This window comes from Arthrobacter sp. JUb119 (assembly GCF_024807995.1).
GTDB lineage: Bacteria > Actinomycetota > Actinomycetes > Actinomycetales > Micrococcaceae > Glutamicibacter.
In genome coordinates, this window is record NZ_JANUFE010000001.1 from 1,070,653 (window position 1) to 1,086,727 (window position 16,075).

The 16,075-nt window shown below is 54.8% G+C and carries 10 protein-coding genes; 3 read left to right on the top strand and 7 right to left on the bottom strand.

Features of this window, described 5'->3' with window-relative positions:
* Window positions 1–177: 177 nt before the first annotated feature.
* Window positions 178–2,247 carry a cell wall-binding repeat-containing protein gene (locus M2368_RS05110; protein ID WP_498724092.1) on the top strand — a complete coding sequence of 690 codons (2,070 nt, stop codon included), beginning with the start codon at window positions 178–180 and terminating at the stop codon, window positions 2,245–2,247.
* Window positions 2,248–2,383: 136 nt separating this feature from the next.
* On the opposite strand, the gene M2368_RS05115 is transcribed toward M2368_RS05110, so the two are convergent.
* Together M2368_RS05115 and smc are read right to left on the bottom strand one after the other, a co-directional pair.
* Window positions 2,384–3,829 carry a glycosyltransferase family 2 protein gene (locus M2368_RS05115; RefSeq protein ID WP_498724093.1) on the bottom strand — a complete coding sequence of 482 codons (1,446 nt, stop codon included), beginning with the start codon at window positions 3,827–3,829 and terminating at the stop codon, window positions 2,384–2,386.
* Window positions 3,830–3,903: 74 nt separating this feature from the next.
* Complete coding sequence (smc, locus tag M2368_RS05120) at window positions 3,904–7,476, bottom strand: chromosome segregation protein SMC (protein WP_498724094.1); 3,573 nt, start codon at window positions 7,474–7,476, stop codon at window positions 3,904–3,906.
* A gap of 104 nt (window positions 7,477–7,580) precedes the next feature.
* Here smc and M2368_RS05125 point away from each other — a divergent pair, with 104 nt between their 5' ends.
* A complete protein-coding gene (locus tag M2368_RS05125) occupies window positions 7,581–8,441 on the top strand; it encodes a serine hydrolase domain-containing protein (RefSeq protein WP_498724095.1) in 861 nt (286 codons plus the stop codon).
* Window positions 8,442–8,467: 26 nt separating this feature from the next.
* On the opposite strand, the gene mutM is transcribed toward M2368_RS05125, so the two are convergent.
* Genes mutM through M2368_RS05145 form a run of 4 tightly spaced genes read right to left on the bottom strand, consistent with a single transcriptional unit; the run spans window position 8,468 to window position 10,837 of the window.
* Window positions 8,468–9,397, bottom strand: a complete 930-nt coding sequence (mutM, locus tag M2368_RS05130; RefSeq protein ID WP_498724096.1) for a bifunctional DNA-formamidopyrimidine glycosylase/DNA-(apurinic or apyrimidinic site) lyase — start codon at window positions 9,395–9,397, stop codon at window positions 8,468–8,470.
* Window positions 9,398–9,407: 10 nt separating this feature from the next.
* Window positions 9,408–10,085 (bottom strand): ribonuclease III, encoded by a 678-nt coding sequence (gene rnc, locus M2368_RS05135; protein ID WP_443449294.1) that lies wholly within the window; start codon window positions 10,083–10,085, stop codon window positions 9,408–9,410.
* 24 nt (window positions 10,086–10,109) lie between these two features.
* Window positions 10,110–10,313: a 50S ribosomal protein L32 gene (gene rpmF / locus M2368_RS05140; protein ID WP_013348816.1), complete on the bottom strand. Its 204-nt coding sequence runs from the start codon at window positions 10,311–10,313 to the stop codon at window positions 10,110–10,112.
* 2 nt (window positions 10,314–10,315) lie between these two features.
* The gene (locus M2368_RS05145) at window positions 10,316–10,837 is read right to left on the bottom strand and encodes a YceD family protein (RefSeq protein ID WP_181148963.1); all 522 of its coding nucleotides are present in this window, start codon (window positions 10,835–10,837) and stop codon (window positions 10,316–10,318) included.
* Window positions 10,838–11,258: 421 nt separating this feature from the next.
* On the opposite strand from M2368_RS05145, the gene M2368_RS05150 reads away from it, so the two are divergent.
* Window positions 11,259–12,473 carry a CDP-glycerol glycerophosphotransferase family protein gene (locus tag M2368_RS05150; RefSeq protein ID WP_498724097.1) on the top strand — a complete coding sequence of 405 codons (1,215 nt, stop codon included), beginning with the start codon at window positions 11,259–11,261 and terminating at the stop codon, window positions 12,471–12,473.
* Between the two features lie 76 nt (window positions 12,474–12,549).
* On the opposite strand, the gene M2368_RS05155 is transcribed toward M2368_RS05150, so the two are convergent.
* Window positions 12,550–16,062, bottom strand: a complete 3,513-nt coding sequence (locus M2368_RS05155) for a CDP-glycerol glycerophosphotransferase family protein (protein ID WP_498724098.1) — start codon at window positions 16,060–16,062, stop codon at window positions 12,550–12,552.
* Between the last annotated feature and the right edge of the window lie 13 nt (window positions 16,063–16,075).

Consider the following 16,075-nt stretch of genomic DNA (forward strand, 5'->3'; position numbering starts at 1 on the left):
CTTGCACTCGATTATTCAGGGGAATCCATGCCGGCTATCCGGACGCGACGATCCAAAGCTCTATCAATTGCGGTTATAGCCGCACTTTCCATCCCGCTTTCTGCTGGTCCGGGGTTCGCCTCGCCAACAGAAGAGCCCTCCGCTCAAACTGTTCAGTCTCCCTCGCCCACTGCTACCGTGGCTGATGCGCCGGAACCATCGTCTACGCCGTCTCCCGAGGCCGAGGCCACCGGGACCAGCACCAGCGAAGTTGAGTCCGAGGCGCCAGCACCAAGTGCGCCGGCTGCTATTGCCACTCCAGCAGCTGAAGAAATTTCCAAGGCACTGTCCAAAGACGATGATCTTTCCAAGAAAGAACGCGTACAGCTAGCCGACAAGGCGCTGGCCGAAATGGAGCTCGAGCACCTCGATGCCCAGCTGGGCCAGGGTGCCAAGCGAATTGCCGAAACCGGTGACGCGACGATCCCTACCATGGATGAGCTAGCGGATCTCGCGAAGCTGTCTTCAAATGATTCTGCGACTTCAGTTCCGTTCCAGGTGGGCGCGCCGGCTTCCCTTGATGAGTTGCGGACCTGGCGTCCACCGGGCACCCTTGGGATCGATGTTTCCCGCCATCAAGGCGACGTGAACTGGTCCACTGCCAAGGCAAACGGGGCACGTTTCGCCTACATCAAGGCCACCCAGTCGTGGCCTTCTTCCTTGTACAAGGACCCTAAGTTCAGCCAGAACTACACCAAGTCGCGCAATGCCGGCCTGATTCGCGGTGCGTACCATTTCGCCATGCCTGCCCATTCTTCCGGTGCTGTTCAGGCCAGGGAATTCATGGCCAACGGAGGCGGTTGGACCAATGACGGGTACACCATGCCGCCACTGCTGGATATCGAGTGGAACCCGTACAACAAGACCGCTTATCCGCAGGGCAAGGGCGATATGTGCTACGGCATGACGCCTTCCCAATTGGTTACCTGGATCAAGGACTTCGGCAATACCGTCAAGGCCAAGACCGGTCGCCTGCCGATGATCTACACGGCCCAGTCGTGGTGGGATGAGTGCACGGGTGATTCTGAAGCGTTCAAGTCCTGGCCACTGCATGTCTCGATCTTCCCCACCGCTGACGTTGCGAAGAATCCCCGCGAACTTCCTGAAGGCTGGACCACGTTCAATGTCTGGCAGTATTCTTCCAACTCCAATATGTTGGGGTCAACGAAGAATGTGGATGCCAACGTGTGGAACGGCGATCTGACATCGCTGCGCGACTTTGCGAAGAACCGCCGCAGCACGCAGTACAAGCTGACTACCAGCTACTTTGGCAATATGGATGTCTGGCCGACCCGCTTGGGCCCATCGCGCATGTCTGGCGCCAACCGCTATGGAACGCCTGTTGCGATCTCCAAGCGCACCTTCCCCTACGGGGCCAAAACTGTTGTCGTGGCTTCCGGTGAGCACTTCGCTGACGCATTATCAGTTACCTCGCTGGCCAACCGCCACAATGCACCGCTGTTGCTGACCAAGCAGGCCTATCTGCCGAGCGAAGTGGCTGCGGAAATCAAGCGGCTCAATCCGTCCCGCATCATCATTGCAGGTGGCCCAACCGCAGTCAGCAGCAAGACGTTCACGCAGCTGAAGAAGTATGCACCGGTATCCCGAGAAGCAGGAAACACGCGCTATGGAACCAGCGCAGAGATTGCTACGAATTGGTCTTCTGCCAAGAACGTGTTTGTGGCATCTGGACGCTCGTTCCCTGATGCCCTGTCCATGGCAGCTGTCGCGGCAGACCGCAAGGCTCCATTGCTGCTGAGCAGCAAGAAATACGTGCCAAGCACCATCTTGAAGCAGCTGAAGCGCCTGAATCCCTCCACCGTGTACTTGGCTGGCGGGCCACTGGCGATCTCCAGAAATGCGGAAAACGAGATCCGCAAAGCGCTTCCGAATGCCAGGATCGCTCGCTACGGCGGAGAAACACGTTATGACACCAGTGCTGTCATCGCGAAGGCCTTCTGGCCAAATGGTGCGCAGCGCCAGTTCATTGCCAACGGCAAGAGCTTCCCCGACGGACTGAGCGGTGCCGTTGCTGCAGGCTACAACGGCGCGCCAATGCTGCTGGCTAAAAAGTCCTGCCTGCCTAAGTCCATAGGCTCAGCGCTGAGCGGCATGGAAGGTTGGACTAATGTGCTGATTGGCGGTCCGCTGGTTCTCGACGAGACTGTTGCCTACCGAAATGACGGAACCCTCAATACGTGTTCGTAGGCGTTGCGAGTTAGGGTTCGCCTAGCTGCACAGAGGCTCGTGGTTGCTGTTTGGGGCAACTACGAGCCTCTCTGTGTTCTGCAGGAGGGAGCCTGTCCCAGGGAAGGCTGACAGCCCGACTCTATATAGCGCGGTGCTACTTAGCTTGGCGAGCATCTATGCTCATATATCCATTGGCCGTTGCGTAGACCAGCAAACCCGAGAATTCCTGGCTCGCAACGCTTTTCCCCATCTTGATCCGCTTTGCAGGAACGCCCTGATACTCGATGAAAATGTTGCCCAAGCGAGAAATCGATTCAAGCACGGTATCACGCGGGAAAGATGCAGTGAGCCGCGATCCGCTTTCGTCAACTGCAAGCTCGCCTCTTGCCACGGTTTCGGTGTCCCGATCCCTTATATGAATGCCGATTGGCGACGGTCCCGAGGCTGGAAAATCGACGACCAGACAGATGCGTTCAGCAGTATTCTCGACCGAAACAACTGCAGGCGCTTTCTCAGCTTCCATTTTATTCTGGGCAAGCTGCTCCAGGTATTCCAAGTCGCCGGCGAGGATGGCGTCGACCAGCTTTGCCTCTTGCGGCTTGAAGAGCGCTGCAGAATTTTCCAGATGGAAGGTTTCCAAGAAGCTCTTGTGGCTCGACACCCATGCTGCGCGCTGTTCGGCGGTATAACGCAGGAAACGTTGTCCGTCATAGAAACGCAAACCCTTGCGAACGAACAATCCGGCAATGCGCTTCCTGGCCACTTCCAGGTCCGGTCCCGTGTACGTCGCAATAGTCTGCGCGATCTTGGTCAAGGAACCTACATAACCGGCAGGATCGATTTGCTGCGTACTAATATTCTGGCCGTCCGACCTTAGCCGGATCTCGTAGTAGTTGTAGTCGCCCAGGATGCTGATTCGCCGAGCAGCGGAATATGCTTCGACCATGGCGATGCCATCTTCAAGCCTGACTTTTTCTTCGACAAAGCGGATGCCATGCGAATTGAGAAGCCGTCGCCTGATCATCTTTTGCGGCGAAAGGGTCCGCAGAATAAAGTCGTAGTCGACATCGAGAATTGTTTTTTCAAACAGCTTCGCTTGAACTCTCCGGCCGTCCAAACCGACCATTTTCGGCACGAGGACATCCACGTCGTGCTCCAGCGCAAATGAAGTCATGCGCCTTAGCGCTTGAGGCCCGAGCCGGTCATCACTGTCGATGAAGAAAACATATTCTCCACGCGCATTCTCAATGCCTACATTGCGCGGCTTGCCCGGCCAACCACTGTTCTCTTGATGCAGGGCGATGAAGTTCGAATTTCGCTTCGCATAGACATCCAAAATCTCTCCGCCAAAATCCGTCGAGCCATCATCCACGGCAATGACTTCGAATTCTTCTGGCTTCAGGTCCTGGGCTTCCAGAGAATTAAGCAGTTCCGTAAGGAATGGCATGGCGTTGTAAACGGGAATAACCACACTCACCAATGGAGAAGGTCCCTGGAGCACCGACCCGCTCGGGAGGACATCCTCCTGCCTTGATTCCCGATGCACAGGACTCTTCGTAACAGCAGGGTTATCATTGATACGTTTACGGAAAAATGCCATGTCATCCTCAGTAGAGACAGTGAATTACGGAGCATGCAAGTTCGCCCCTGCAAATCCCTACTTTACCGCAATAGCTACGTCGTCACAGCTCGTTCCATTTTCTGGCTAATCACTGTAGAAACCCCGTCTCCGCGCATAGTGACGCCGTACAGGGCATCAGCTACTTCCATGGTCTTCTTCTGGTGGGTAATCACAATCAGCTGCGATGACTCGCGCAGCTCTTCGAAGATCGTGATCAGACGTCCCAAATTCATATCGTCCAAGGCCGCCTCCACCTCGTCCATCACGTAGAACGGCGACGGGCGAGCCTTGAAGATGGCGACCAGCAACGCGACAGCAGTCAGCGAACGCTCGCCACCGGAGAGCAGCGAGAGCCGCTTGATCTTCTTGCCGGCCGGACGCGCTTCCACCTCGATGCCTGTGGTGAGCATATTTTCGGGATCGGTGAGCACCAGCTGGCCCTCGCCGCCTGGGAAGAGGCGATCGAAGATCCGCCTGAACTGAACGGCGGTGTCGTTGTAGGCCTCGGTGAACACCCGCTCGACGTGGGAATCAACGTCGGCAATGATCTGCTGCAAATCCCCTCGGGACTTCTTCAAATCCTCGAGCTGGCCGGAGAGGAACTTATGGCGTTCCTCCAAGGCAGCGAACTCTTCAAGTGCCAACGGATTGACTTTGCCCAAGGCCGCCAGGTCGCGTTCGGCCTTCTTCAGCCGCTTTTCCTGCTCGACGCGATCATATGCCCGGGTGCCGACAGGATTGCCTTCTTCATCAACGTTTTGCCGCAGCGCGCCCCACTTGTCATCTTCGTCGAGGGCCTCCGGAATCAACTGGTCTGGACCGTAGTTGGCGATGAGGTGATCAGGGGTGTATCCCAGTTCTTCCAGGGCCTTGGTCTCAAGATTTTCGATGCGCATCCGCAGTTCCGCACGGGCCATCTCATCACGATGCACAGCATCAGCAAGACGGGCCAGCTCGGCGGAGAGCTGCTCCGCTTCCATGCGTTGGCTGCCCAGCATGGATTCCAGTTCGGATTTCTTGCCGGCCAGCTCTTCGCGTTCTTGGCCTGCCATCGATACCGATACTTCAATGAAACGCAGGACGCGCTCAGCGGCTTGCTCAATACGGATCGCATTGGCCGCTTGCGCCTTGCGCTGCTCCGCTCGACAAGCTGCAACTTCACGGTGATTGCGCTCAGCTGCCGCAGTGCGGCGCAGACCCTCAACGCGCGAACGCAACGCAGAAACGCGCTCTTCACTACTGCGCAAGGCAAGACGGGCTTCTAATTCCTGCTGTCGTGCCGCGGCTGCAGCATCTGCAAGAGCTGCTCGTGCCGCGTCATCAACGGTTTCTTCATCTTGATCCGTTGAAGCTAGCTCCATGCGCTCGGTAATCTCTTCCAGAGATTCCTGCTCGATTTCGAGCTTCTCCAGCGTTGCTTCGAGCTTTTCTTCCAGCTTGGCTTTGTCCGATCGCGCGCTGCGAAGTTTCTGTCCAAGACGTGCCAGATACGAGGACAATTCATCAATGGTGGCGTCAGATTCAGCCAGCGCCGACAGGGCTTCATCTCGCTGTTGCTGAGCGATGGAAAGCTCTGGTCCCCGCTGAGCCAATCTTTGCTCGACTGTGGAAAGTTCTTCCTGGCACTGGGAGAGTTCAGTTTCCGTCTGCTCCACTAAGGCCTGCTGCGCGATCAGGGAAGCGCCTGCTGAGTCCCCCACGGAACTGCGGACTGCCGAAACAGTGATGCCATCCAAGGTGGTGAGCAGCGCAGATGGGTTCTGCACCAAGGCCGCAGGTGCTTGGCTCATTTCCTCAATGATGTAATGGCCAACAAGAAGCTGATCAAGCAAGCTGTCCAGCGGGCCATCGGCAGCTACAACTTCACGAGCGCTGACGGCATTAGGCATTGCAGTAGCCTTTGCACCACTTGGCAGAACTTCGGCGTGCAGGAATACCTGGCTGGCCTGCTGCTGTTGGAGGTCCTCGATGAGATCCAACGCATCACCGAGGTTCTTGGCTACCAAAGCTTCGGCACTGTCACGCAAAATCGCGGCGATGGCCTGTTCATATCCCGGATTAACCGTAATCAGCTCCCCCAAACGACCGAGGAGCAGTCCGGATGTTGATCCAAGAAGCTGTGACGACTGATCATCTGGTTTGGAGTTCAGCTTCAGGGCTTCAAGGCGAGCACGCAATCCGGAAACACGCACCGATAGCTCGCGTTCACGCTGGCTATCGGCATTGTGCTCTTCTGACAATGCTGCGTGTTCCCGATCTGAACTCTCGAAATCGATATTCAGTTGGGCTTCGCCAGCCAATTGTTTTTCAAGATCACTGGCAACTTCTGCGTGAGAGCGCAAATCCAGTTCAAGGTCCGAGTCGAAGGACTGGACGCTTTCCTGGAGTCGGGATATTTCGGCCCGGGTCACGTCGACACGGCTGCGTGCGGAAGCCACCTGCGAGGCGAGCCGTGACATGCCTTCTCGACGGTCCGCTGCGGCACGGAGCATGGCAGCCATTCGCTGCTGTTCGGCGCGTGATGCTTCCTCGGCCTGCTCTTTAGCCTCTACAGCTTCGGCAAGAATCTCGTGGCGGTCTTCAAGAGCTTCTTCAAGTTCCTCAAGTTCTTCGCTCATTCGCTCAGCTTGAGCTTCCAAACGCTCAGGATCTCGGCTGGAATCGAAATGGGTTTCATTGCTTTCCAGCAATTTCCCGCGTTCACGAGCCAACGCGGCCAGCGATCGATAACGCTCTGCCTGCGTGCTCAACGAAACCCACGTTTCCTGGATCTGAACCAGTCGCGGGGTATTGGTTTCCATCTGGGCAGTCAGTTCAGCGATGTGCTTCTTGATGCGTTCCAGGCGTGCCGCAGCGTCTTCTTGCTGAGCTTGGATCTTGGATTCGTCATCAATATCCTGGGCAAGCTTGTTGTTCAGTGTGACCAAATCATCTGCCAGCAGGCGGGACTTTGCATCCCTGACATCAAGCTGCACCGTCTGCGCACGGCGAGCGATTTTCGCTTGCCGTCCCAACGGAGCCAATTGGCGGCGAACCTCGGCGCTCAAATCCTCAAGACGATCCAGATTTCCTTGCATCGCTTGCAGCTTGCGCAGGGTTTTCTCCTTGCGCCGTCGGTGCTTGAGCACGCCGGCCGCTTCCTCGATGAAACCACGCCGATCTTCAGCGGTAGCGTGCAAGATGCGGTCCAGCTGTCCCTGACCGACAATCACATGCATTTCTCGACCCAGACCGGAATCCGAAAGCAGCTCTTGAATGTCCAGAAGACGGCACGAACTTCCATTAATGGCGTATTCGGAGCCACCAGTACGGAACAGCGTGCGGGAGATAGTGACTTCTGCATAGTCGATAGGCAGCTGGCCATCAGAGTTATCGATTGTCAGGGAAACATGGGCACGGCCCAGTGGTGGTCGGCCAGAAGTGCCAGCAAAGATCACGTCTTCCATCTTGCCGCCGCGAAGCGTCTTGGCACCCTGTTCACCCATGACCCAGGACAGCGCGTCAACCACATTGGACTTGCCGGAACCGTTAGGTCCTACAACAGCCGTGACACCCGGTTCAAACTCAAAAGTGGTCGCCGATGCGAAAGACTTGAATCCGCGAACGGTGAGAGTCTTGAGATGCACGGCGTGAAGTTCCTATGTTTGGGCCAAATCGCTAAAGTTGGGTTGGGCAATCAAACCCAATCCTTGTCGCAATTCTAGCGAAGCGCACTGGGGAATATCTGGTTGTGCTCGCAAAATCCGAGGAAGAAAATCGAGGGATAGATCATTCTATGAGCATTCTGACGCAGATTGACCAGTGGCCAAGTGACAACGCGGTATCCGTGGTGGTGAACGGCAATGGTGCAATCGTTGACCAGCACGGTGATACTGCACGTGTTTACCCCTTGGCTTCGGTGACCAAGTTGCTCAGTGCCTACACGTTCTTGGTTGCTCTGGAAGAAGAAGCCATCACCCTCGAAGACCCTGCAGGGCCAGAGGGTTCAACGGTGCACCACCTATTGGCGCACACAGCCGGGTATGACTTTGATTCCGAAACCATCCGCTTTGCCGTAGGGACTAAACGCGGATACTCCAACTACGGCTTTGAAAAGCTCGCAGAGCATCTGGAACAACAGACCGGAATCAGCATGGCCCAGTATGCCCAGGAGGCGGTCTTCGCTCCCCTGGGGATGGCTGATACAGAAATTGCCGGCAGCTGCGCAAAGGATGGCCGATCCACCGCTGCCGACCTGGCAAAATTCGCTGCCGAACTTTTGAACCCAACTATCGTGGCGCAAGAAACATTGAGCAAGGCAACGCGTGTGCATTTCGAGAACCTCGCTGGAATTCTGCCCGGCTATGGCCGGCAGAACCCGAATGACTGGGGACTCGGGTTTGAGATCCGATCGACTAAGAGTCCTCATTGGACCGGTGCAAACCATCCCGCGTCCACCTATGGACACTTTGGCCAGTCCGGTACATTCCTCTGGGTGGACCCGGAGCATCGTCTGGCCTGTGTGACGCTCACCGATAAAGGCTTTGGCCAGTGGGCAGTAGACGCTTGGGCGCCGTTCAATGAACAAGTGCTCAATTCGCAGATTGCATAGCTTGAGGAAAGCTGCTGATGTGCCAGCTAACGTCTTGTTCGGCGTGGTCGCGGCTGGCACACAGGACAGCTGTAGGAAGAACGGCCCATGAAGGGATCACGACGAATCAGAGACTCACGGCCGTTTTCTCTGCAACGCAAACAGGCTTTGCCTTCGCGTCCGTAGGCGTTCAAGGACCTGGCGAAGTAACCGCTAGCGCCGTTAACATTCACGTATAGAGAATCGAAGCTCGTACCACCAGCGGCGAGGGCGCGTGTCATCACATCAACCAAAGCATCGTTGAGGCGTTGCACTTCTGGACGCCTGATAGTGCCAGTATTGCGCAAACCTGAAAGGCCTGCTTGCCAGAGTGCTTCATCCGCATAGATGTTGCCGACTCCGGAAATGATCCCCTGGTCCAGAATGGCTCTCTTGAGTTCTGTCGTCTTTTTGCGAAGCGCGACGTAGAGGTCTTCGGGCTTGCGGTGAGGATCCATCACGTCTCTGGCAATGTGAGCAGCCGCCTGTGGGATCGATGCTTTTAGCGACCCGGATCCGGCAGGCAACCCATCGGTTGTTGCAACCAGTGGGGAGAGGAACATTCCCCCAAAGATACGCTGGTCTACGAAACGCAGTTCGCTGGGGAAATCGGATCTTTCGCTGAGTGAGAGCCTGACTTTTAGATGTTTCTCATCGGGAGCATCAGGTTCTTCGACAAGTAGTTGGCCGCTCATGCCGAGGTGGGCAACCAATGCTGCTGGAGTTGAAAGGCCTTCGAGGTCCATCCAGAGGAACTTGCCCCGGCGAACCACGGAAGCGATAGAGCAACCGCTCAATGTCTGTTCAAAATCTTCAACGCCGTCGGCATGACGGCGGACGGAACGCGGGTCCAGCACTTGAGCGGTTAGTACCGTTCGAGTGCGAACCCACTTATCCAGCCCTTCGCGGACTACTTCAACTTCTGGCAGTTCTGGCATGAACTAAACGCTATCCCTTAGGTAGCTGCTCACCTGGATGCAGCAACAGCCAAGTCTTGTGCGCCGCTTCCTGCTCAGCTTCCTTCTTGGATGGCCCATGTCCCTGGCCGTATCCCTCGTTTCCGATGCGGAGTTCGGCAAGGTAGGTGCGTGCGTGGTCAGGACCTGAACCAGTGACCTGGTAGTGCATCTCGCCTAGCTTTTGGGAGGCTACTTCTTCCTGGATTACAGTTTTCCAGTCAGTCGTCGCGCCCAGGAGCCGATGATCTTCCAGCAGGGGAGTGACGAAGCGAAGCACAAACGAGCGCGCAGCTTCCATGCCTTGAACCAAGTAGGTGGCCCCAAGAATTGCTTCCATGGTGTCTGCCAGAATGGAGGATTTATTGGCTCCGTTGGACTGGGCTTCCCCACGTCCTAGGAGCAGGTGCTCCCCCACTTCCAGATCACGGGCAATGATCGCCAAGGCGCGGGTACTGACGATAGCCGCTCGCCGCTTCGCGAGATCGCCTTCTGGCAGATTCGGGAAAGTTGCGTATAGGTATTCTGCAACGCAGAAGCCAAGAATTGAATCGCCTAGGAATTCAAGGCGTTCATTCGTTGGAATGCCACCGTTCTCATAGGAATATGAACGGTGGGTAAATGCAAGACGAAACGTCTCGGAATCAATATTGATTCCGAGACGCTTCATAAGTTCTTCTTTTGAAGACATGTCTTAGACGTCTGCGACCTTGCGACCCTTGTACTCAAGGAACAATTCGGTACCAGCCGAGTCGGTGACAACCTTAGCCTGGTGAGGCAGGCTGTAGGTTACGCGACCGTTTTCAACGGTCTTCACCAGGTTCGGTGCGGTAGCCTTCCACTGAGAACGGCGGGCACGAGTATTCGCACGGGACATCTTCCGCTTTGGAACAGCCACGACTACTTCTCTTCTCTCTTGTCTGACGTTTTATCATTTGTCGCATCCTCTGCGACAATGTCGGACAGCTGCGCTAGCGCTGCCCAACGTGGATCCAGGATCTCATGATCATGCTGAGGGTCATCGTTGAGGCTGATTCCGCATTCACTGCAGAGCCCCAAGCAATCTTCCCGGCAAACCGGCTGGAACGGCAGGGCGGTAACCACTGCGCTCCGTACTACCGGATCGATGTCAATCAAGTCACCGACCACCCAATACTGATCCACATCATCATCGTCTTCGAATTCTTCGCTCTCTTCATAATAGAAGAGCTCTTGAATATCAGCCTCGAAGTCGTACTCGATGGGCTCCAAGCATCGTCCACATTCCCCAGCGATTTGCGCTGTAGCGGTACCCGATACCAGAATTCCTTCATGCACGGCTTCAAAGCGAAGATCTAAGTCAAGCTCAGATCCTCCACGAATACCGATGAGTGCATTTCCCACATCTGCGGGTGCCGAAACCTGCTCATTGAGAGTTTTCATTGAGCCAGGCGAACGGCCGAGCTCCCTGGTTGAAAAAACCAGAGGCGAGTTGCGATCGAGTTCGCCGTGTGACGATCGATCAGAACGCTTTTCGCTAATGATGACTCCTATAGAAACATAGTCCGACATTTCATCTTAGCTTGCCGTAGGCCAAGTTCCCAAACTGAAACCAGTTTTCAGAGCTCGATGCCGGTGTTGCACTCACCACAGCATATCGTAGACGACCTGCCAATCCCTACTTGCACGCGTTGCTAATCCAACATTCCCGTCCTTGCAATCCGCGCCGCGGACTTCGAAGAAGAATCGGAATAACGCCAGGGGCGAGCGCGACGCAAAACGGCTTATAGCAAACGTCCCGAAGAAAGCTTGCCCAGCGAATTATGCTTGGTCATGCTTCGAATTAAGTGGTGAGGGATTCTCCGTGAAAGTGTTACGAACCGTCAATAGCGTCGTCAAGAAAGTGCAAGCGCGCTTTGAGACACGGCGGCACCTGAAGTTCATTCAGAACCACGCCACAGAACTACGCCACCTGCCCGTGGGAGCCGACCGGTACAAGGTAGCGCTGCACTTTCCCGATGAGATGGCCAACGCCTACCAGATCAGGCAATGGTACGAACCGCTTTTAGCCTTGGCAGAGTTCGTGCCGGTGGTAATCATCGTGCGAAGTCCTGATACTGCGCTGTCACTGCGCAAGGAATGCCCGCTACCGATTCACTTCGCCCCCGCCGTGGAAGATGTTGAGCGATTCATGCAATCCCAGGATCTACGTGTGGTGTTCTACGTGAATCAAAATATCCGGAACTTTCAAATCATGCGGTTCAATGCGCCTAATCATGTCTTCATCTGCCATGGCGAAAGCGAAAAAGCCTACATGTGGTCCAACCAGCTCAAGGCCTACGATTATGTGTTTTCAGCCGGTGAAGCAGCTAGAGATCGCCTGGTAAATCACTTGCGCAATTTCGACGCTTCGTTGCGATGCCGGTTAATTGGGCGTCCGCAAATAGATGTGGATTATGCGTCGCCGGTGGACCTGAATAAGGAACTACCAACGCTTCTCTATGCCCCAACCTGGGAAGGCGACCGGCCTTCCATGAATTATGGCTCCGTACTATCCCACGGTGAACAATTAATTGACGCCCTGGTCAAGGACGGCGGATTCAACGTTATTTTTCGCCCCCATCCACGTTCTGGACTGGGTGCGAAACCCTATGGGCAAGGCGTAGAAAGAATCCGAAAACAGCTGAGGGCGCACAGCGAAACTTCGAAAGCCCAATTCATTTTCGATGACTCGGCCCACTGGGGCTGGCAGTGGTCAGCTGCCGACCTTTGCGTGACCGACATTTCCGCAGTTGCTTATGACTTTTTGGCTACAGGGAAACCAATGTTCGTGACGCAACCGGTGTCCACCGAGGCTACCGTTGATGAATCTCCAGCGCTGCAACAGGTGCCTGCCCTTACAGCTGCGGCGGCAACGGAAATCAGCCGGCTGGCGCGAGAAGCCTTGGCCGGCAACAACCCGCAGCTACGAGGACTGGTCAATTACTACTTTGGCGACGTTTCCCCCGGTGCCAGCATGCAACGTTTCATTGCAGAAACGCTGGCGCTAGTGCAAGAAGACAGCGTCACTGATCACTAGCCAGCTTCAGCAGCATAGTGGTGCCGGGCCTGCAAGAGGCCCGGCACCACAATTTCAATAAGCTGCAGTGTCTTCCTTATTTGAAGAAGCGCTCAACAACGCGCCGCGCGGCATGCCCGTCATCATTTGGGGCAAACTTTTCAATGAATTCGTCTCGATTCACCCCTGGCAGATCAGCCCCCGCCAAAGCTGACGAAAGTGCATCCCAAAGGTCGTTCTCTTCTTCAACAATTGGGCCAGGCAACGCACTCTCGTAGTCCAAATAGAAACCACGCAGATTATCCCGGTAGTTCTCCAGATCATATGCATAGAAGATAATTGGTCGTCGCAACAGCGAGTAGTCGAAGAATACCGACGAATAATCAGTAATCAATACATCAGAAGCAAGGTACAGTTCCTGAATATCTGGATGACTCGAGACATCGATAATGCGGTGCCGCAGGCTCTCCGGAATCGACACGGCATTTGATACCAGCACATGCATGCGCAACATCAAGATGGTGTCTTCGCCAAAACGACGGTCGAACTCCTCCAGATCCATTGGCAGGTCGAATCTGAATTTACCGCGGCTTGAAGCCGCATCGTCACGGAATGTCGGCGCGTAAAGTACGGTCTTGATTCCTGGGGGTATCGCAAGCTCATCACGAACACGCTTTTCTTGCTCAGCAACGTCGGTACCGGTCAAGATGTCGTTTCGGGGATAGCCAAGCTCCACGGCTTCGCCTGAGAATGCATAGGCGGATCGCATGATCTCGCTCGTGTAGCGAGAAGGCGAAATGAGGTGCGTCCATTGGCGCGTTGCTCGTGTAACACGCTCAAGATACCCCTCATCGCGGCCTTGAACTTCGCGAACATCGAGTGCCATCTGCTTGAGTGGTGTTCCGTGCCAGGTCTGCAGGAACACTCCCTTCGCGCGACGCTTCACATAGTGCGGGAAGCTCTGGTTATTCACCCAGTATTTTGCCCGTGCGAGATGCCAGAAATATTCTGGGGACAATCGCTTAACGGTAGTCGTCAAAGGATCGGAGAAGCGGTGCTTTCCCGAGTAAACCCATACCTTGCGACGTGTGTCACCTTGTCGCAGCAATTCCTCGTAAATATACCGAGGAGAGTCGCCGTACTGATTCCCGAGACCCGATTCGAAGACGATGAGGTCTTCTTCCATGGGAGCAAGCTTGTACAACTTGTATAGCTTGCGCATGACGTCAAAGTACCGCTTGTTCCTACGGAACTTGTTCTTCAACTTAACCGGCAATTCGGCACGCCAGCCAACGTTGGGTTTGCCACGCAACTCGGCTCGCTCGATTTCTTCCGTTATGCGTTGCGAATTGTTTTGGTCCCGGTGGGTCATGAACACGTCAGCACGTTGACGGTACTTGTCTTCCATGGCTTTCCCTCGTTGCAGGGTACGCGAAAGATCATCCAGCAATGTTTCTGCGTCAAAGGCAATGCGGCCTGGCAATTCGTCGTCCAAGTTCAAATGCGAACCGCTCGGTCCCAAGAAGCGAGAGCGATCGAACTGGTAGTAGTGAACAGGCTTGTGCAGGAAGCTGAAGTCAAAGTTCACTGAAGAGTAATCCGTGACCATGATTGCCGCGGTCTTGATTAGTTCCTGGACGTCAATTTCACCTTGGACAATTAGTCGAGCGGGCGCGCCAGCGAAATGATCCCTGAATTGCATCATGTTGGGATGGAGGCAGAAAACAACTTCCAGGCCATGCCTCTGGACTAATTCTGCAAGTTCCGCCGAATTAAGCAGGTTTTTCCATTGCTCGAGGTAGTCCGATTCAAGGAAAACTTCCTCATTCTGCAACCAATCACGCCACGTTGGGATGATCAGGAGCATGTTCTCTTTAACACTCAAATCCGTCGCTAGCAAGGAATCGAACCGGGATAGCCCGGTGACCTTGACTTCGTCAGGCGAATAAAGGAAGTCCTTAACGATGTACTGCGTCTCGCGCTCAGAGGAAACCATGAACAGGTCCGTCGCAAAGCCAGGTGAATTCTTGCCGTAGTTGGGAACCATCCATTTGGTTCCCATGACGCCATGCTGCAAGAACACCCGAGTAGCGCGGCAACGCGACGAGAAGCTATGGTGCCTTGTTGGGTACAAGTAATCGGCATGGTGCGTGCCGATGACTCGTTGTGCACGAATAGCCAATTCAAAATGTTCTTTGCTGCCATGGAAAACGACGTGATCCATGGAATCGAAATTCCGCAAATCGGGAGCTTTCTCATCGATGACATAGTATGCATCAATATCTGGGCGTTCTTTGCGCAGGTATTTGAACAGATGCAGTCCGTTGTCCTGAGCCTTGTAGGACAGTTCGCCGACGATCCAAATCGGCTTCGAATCCGATGGCTGGCTGATTGGGAAACTACGCTGTTTAGCGTTAGCAAGTACGGCAAAGGCTTCTTTGTCGAACACTTCCAGAATCACCGATGTTGATTTTGCTTTGAAGGTGAAATACGGAGAAATCGCTAGAGTCTGTTCACCGATTGTCACCGCATCCGCCCGCGTCGTGCTGCGCACGGCAAACGGGGTACGAGTCACCCGGATGCGTGCAAGCTCACCGCTGGAATTCGAAGTCGCCAGCAAATAGAGATCGTAGTTATCTCCACGATCGATCGCCTCCCAGTCAGCAGATTTGAAATCCAGGGTTGCTGACCAGCTGTAGATAGCACGTCCAAAGCGCTTTGCTGCATGCTTTTCGTCGAGAACCAGCTCTGCTGGAACTTCCACTGCAAATTCCGATTTACGTCCAACCAGTTGCAAAGTAACTGAGGACAACCGGTCGCTCTGCGTTTCCAGAACTCCGCCCAACGACAGCATGCCGTCGTGGATCCGGGTGATGTCAGTACGAATTCGATATTTGAAGCGTAGAGGACGGTTCAGGGCCAAAGCCACTTCGGCCTTCTTATTGATATAAAGTCCTACGCTGCGTTCGCCTGAATTATAGACCGTGTCATGGCTAAAAGTAGTCGACGAGAACCGCCCCAGAATACGGTGGGCGATAACAGGGCCGTTGAGGATTAGTTCCCCGGCGTCGATCCGTTCCCGGACCTCTTTGCGCCTGAGCAGTTCACCGTCTTCAGTTAGCTGCAACCATGCGATACCCGGAGGCAATTGATCGAATTCGGAGCTGAAGGTCAGTGCAAGACGAACCGTACCGGCGTACAGGTCATTTTCTAGAGTCACTTGGTTGTCATCTGCGTCATCCGAATCAGGAACGCTGGATTCCGGCTCTTCGTCACTGGAAGCAAGTTCGCGATAGTCATGCCACCGATCAAGAAGGGGATCCAGAGAGATCTCAGCGTGGATTCGATGGGATTCATCGTGACCGTTTTTGACTAGATCAGACGTAAGTGGCGCAACAGAAAGAACGATATGGCTACCGTGTAATACCGAAACGGATTGCACGGGATGGGCAACGGTAGCGTCCAGATGCAGAACTTCATCACGAATTGCAAGGTTCAGCTCTTGGTAGCCGCTGTAGTAGCGATACTTTTTGCGCTTCAACCGCTGGGTACGCAAAGTCTGCATCGCTGACTGCGCCAAGTCTTGCATAGCTCGAATTTCAACTGCCACGAATAGTGTCCTT

Coding starts and splice junctions, on each gene's coding strand:
- M2368_RS05115 (WP_498724093.1), bottom strand. CDS start 3,829: ATGGCATTTTTCCGTAAACGTATCAATGATAACCCTGCTGTTACGAAG.
- mutM (WP_498724096.1), bottom strand. CDS start 9,397: ATGCCAGAACTGCCAGAAGTTGAAGTAGTCCGCGAAGGGCTGGATAAG.
- rnc (WP_443449294.1), bottom strand. CDS start 10,085: ATGAAGCGTCTCGGAATCAATATTGATTCCGAGACGTTTCGTCTTGCA.
- M2368_RS05145 (WP_181148963.1), bottom strand. CDS start 10,837: ATGAAAACTCTCAATGAGCAGGTTTCGGCACCCGCAGATGTGGGAAAT.